The following is a 3,136-nucleotide window of genomic DNA, read 5'->3' as shown; positions in this document are numbered from 1 at the left end:
ATCTAATTTAAATGCAAAACCGCTTAATAATTATAATTAAGTATAGGCAAGGGAGTAGGGGTACATCTCATTAAAGCTGTTTGACCAGGTGGCTGGAATGGCCATTTTGGTGGAACGGGCATCTTGGTGGCACGGGCATCTTGGTGGAACGGGCATCTTGCCCGTTTCCTGCCGCAACCTTCAACCTGACAACCTTCAACCTGACAACCTACCCTACTCGAACGCCAAAGGCGAACAACATTTTTGAATTAAGAATGTAGAATGTAGAATGTAGAATTTAGAATGTAGAATTTAGAAAAGGACTTACGCATTTGGTCCCCACGGGGGCAAATGCGTAAGTCCTAAAATCAATAGGAGTAGGGTGGGCATCCTGCCCGCCGGAAAAGATTAGGAAGAAGCAAGATGCCTATTCTACAAGACTCTTCAATTCATTCCATTATTAAGTAATGCCAAAATAGGAACAGGCAAGATGCCTAAAAAGATTAGAAGCAAGATGCCTATTCTACAAGACTCTTCAATTCATTCCATTATTAATTAACGCCAGCTCACTAGCACCAACTAAATGAAAAACTCTGTTTTATCGAGTTCCACTCTCGAACTAGGTGGGTTTCACTTGGCCTTAACTTACGCCCCTTTAACTCAGGGTGACTAGCATAGAATACCGCATCGATTAATGCTGTAATTGTCTCCCGGTAATCCTTCAAGTCATAATCATAGGTTACATCATCAGCATAACAGCTAGGTATTTCCCTCCAGACAATCCTGTCTTTCAAAACTTTTTTAATAGCTAACCACTCTTTTTTGTACTGTGTTTGATGAGACTTGATATTCTTGTCTGACATTTCTGGATTAGCCTGCCAAAAATAAAAGTTAGTAAACCGGTCTAGTACAGACTCGGGAACACACGCAAGTGCTTGACTATGGAAAACAACGGAGGCGGAAATAATCGATAAGCCTAGAGATTTAAATTTGAGCATTGTCCGAAATCGTTACACTTATTTCTTTAGTCTTCTTTCTCTATAGGGGGTCTTCAGTATCTTTTGTGCATTAGTTCCAGTGCGATGCTCCTTTGGAGCCGCTACGCGAACGCATTTGTAATCACTCAAAAAAACTGTTGCACTGACACACTACTTGTGATCCGGCCTAGGTGTGAAACAGATTTAATCCTGACTTAAAATAGTTTTAACCAACTCAATAGCAGCCTCTGGACTTGTTGCCAGAAATACATTCTCCTGGGACAGACTACAGAAAAACTCTTGACTCTCTGGATGGTCACTCAACAAAACAACCTTTTTCCAACTTTTGAGAGCCAGAGCAATTTCCGAGGCTGTTCCTATTCCCATTCCACAGGCAATCACCACATCACTGGAGAGTACATTAATCGTATTGCGAGCATTGCCCATATCCGTAACGATGGCAATATCGACAGCATCAGACATGGCCCTAGTGTCGTTGCTGGGTAAAATCCCGATAGTTAACCCACCAACCATTTTGGCTCCCCGACTGGCAGCATCCATCACTCCCACATTTCTGCCACCGGTTAGCAGTACCCAGCCATTATCAGCAATGAGTTGACCGAGACGATAAGCACGATTAATGTCAGTAGCAGTGGCCTTGTCACCGGGCCCCATTACCCCAACCACTATTTTTCTCATCGGTTATTTAAGTCTCAGAGACTGTTAATAAAGTAACTCTTTTGACAGCTATAGTATGAAGCTTCTGTAAAAGTTGTGTAAAAATTCGGTAAAGGTGTGCCTAATTGTGAATTGAATCACACCAATAATTGCGACTTATCTGCTAATAATTTCGTTTGCAAATAATGTCGTTAACAAAACCGCGTGAGCAATAACTGATTAACCCATTTTTTAAAAATTATTAGATATAATTCCTAGCGATATCTAATAATTAGATATTGACTACTGTTCCCTACTCCCTACTCCCTACTCCCAGAACAGCTGTTCTCTGTTGCCTTTGGAAATGTTCCATCGACTCAAACGATACTTTCTGACTAGTTCGGCATCCCCCAAACATGGCCTGCTGCCCTCAATGGCAGAAGATACCTTGCTCACTCCCCATCGACTCCATTATCACCATTGGCATGGGAATAATGGTCATCTCCCCCCTGTTGCGTTAGTTAACTGGTTATCGACATCAGAAGCATCTAGAGAACAACACAAGAATCATCACACTAATCAGCCTACGCAACTAGAAACTATTCCCTTAGCAGGAGAACAGAAAACAGCAGAATCATGTATAAATCATGGGGATTACCTGTGGGCAAAAGGTCAACTAAATCAAGCAGTGACCCAGTATCACCAGGCAATTGCACTAGACCCTAAATCGAGTTTGGGTTACCAACGTCTAGGAGCAACGTTGAAGCAACAAGGTCAATTAGATCAAGCCACTGCTTACTATCGCAAAGCAATTAAATTGGCTGGACTAGAAACCATCGAGTTAGATCCGTCACAATCAAGAAAATCATCTATAGGTCAATGTGTTCCTAGCTCTAGTGAGCGCCACTGTAAACAATATCAGTCAGGAGGTCTTTTGGAAGCAGTTACGGTTTATCTACAACAGGCGCAGACTTACTTGAAGCAAAGACAATGGCAACAGGCGATCGCAGCCTGTGAGCGAGCCATTAAAATTGCCCCAGATACAGCCCAGGTTTACAAGATTTGGGGAAATGCGCTACAGTTCATGGGTCAGACTACTGAAGCTATGGGTTACTATGGCCAAGCTTTGGAAATTGAGCCGGATTTTGCCGAAGTTTATGCTAATCTCGGTAGCTTGTATGCCGGTCAGCAGGATTGGCAACATGCGATCGCATATTATCAAAAGGCGATTGAGCTAAAACCCGATTTGGCTGGAGCTTATCGCAACTTAGCTAAAGTATGGACTGAGGTGGGAAACCAAAAGGAAGTCCTTAAATGCTGTTATCATCAGCTGATGCTAGAGTTGGATAAAGCTAAACCAGAGGAATTCCTTAATCTAGGGAATCAGTTATTTAAGGAAGGTCTGGTAACAGAAGCGATCGCTTGTTACCGCCAGGTAATTGAGCGGAATCCCCAGTCGGTGGTAGCTTACCAAAACCTGGCAGAAGCCTTGAATCGCCAGGGGAAATGGCAAGAGGCAAATG

Annotated in this window: 4 protein-coding genes; 2 read left to right on the top strand and 2 right to left on the bottom strand. The window is 42.9% G+C overall.

The window, feature by feature from the left end:
• Positions 1-97 precede the first annotated feature (97 nt).
• Positions 98-247, top strand: coding sequence for a hypothetical protein (locus tag F6K38_RS38000; RefSeq protein ID WP_287264797.1), 150 nt, complete (start codon positions 98-100; stop codon positions 245-247).
• 301 nt (positions 248-548) lie between these two features.
• On the opposite strand, the gene F6K38_RS37995 is transcribed toward F6K38_RS38000, so the two are convergent.
• Positions 549-977 carry a hypothetical protein gene (locus F6K38_RS37995; RefSeq protein WP_008181875.1) on the bottom strand — a complete coding sequence of 143 codons (429 nt, stop codon included), beginning with the start codon at positions 975-977 and terminating at the stop codon, positions 549-551.
• 183 nt (positions 978-1,160) lie between these two features.
• On the bottom strand, positions 1,161-1,655 hold the full coding sequence (locus F6K38_RS37990) for a TIGR00725 family protein (RefSeq protein WP_287264796.1): 495 nt from the start codon (positions 1,653-1,655) through the stop codon (positions 1,161-1,163).
• A gap of 310 nt (positions 1,656-1,965) precedes the next feature.
• On the opposite strand from F6K38_RS37990, the gene F6K38_RS37985 reads away from it, so the two are divergent.
• The coding region (locus tag F6K38_RS37985; protein ID WP_287360134.1) for a tetratricopeptide repeat protein at positions 1,966-3,136 on the top strand (1,171 nt) is incomplete at its 3' end.

This window comes from Moorena sp. SIO3B2 (assembly GCF_010692525.1).
Taxonomy (GTDB): domain Bacteria; phylum Cyanobacteriota; class Cyanobacteriia; order Cyanobacteriales; family Coleofasciculaceae; genus Moorena; species Moorena producens.
Note: the sequence above shows the minus strand (reverse complement) of the source record. Positions and strands in the feature narration are given on the sequence as shown.

Bases quoted from the DNA above. Each gene is read 5' to 3' on its own strand.
- F6K38_RS38000 (WP_287264797.1), top strand. From the start codon at position 98: ATGGCCATTTTGGTGGAACGGGCATCTTGGTGGCACGGGCATCTTGGT.
- F6K38_RS37995 (WP_008181875.1), bottom strand. From the start codon at position 977: ATGCTCAAATTTAAATCTCTAGGCTTATCGATTATTTCCGCCTCCGTT.
- F6K38_RS37990 (WP_287264796.1), bottom strand. From the start codon at position 1,655: ATGAGAAAAATAGTGGTTGGGGTAATGGGGCCCGGTGACAAGGCCACT.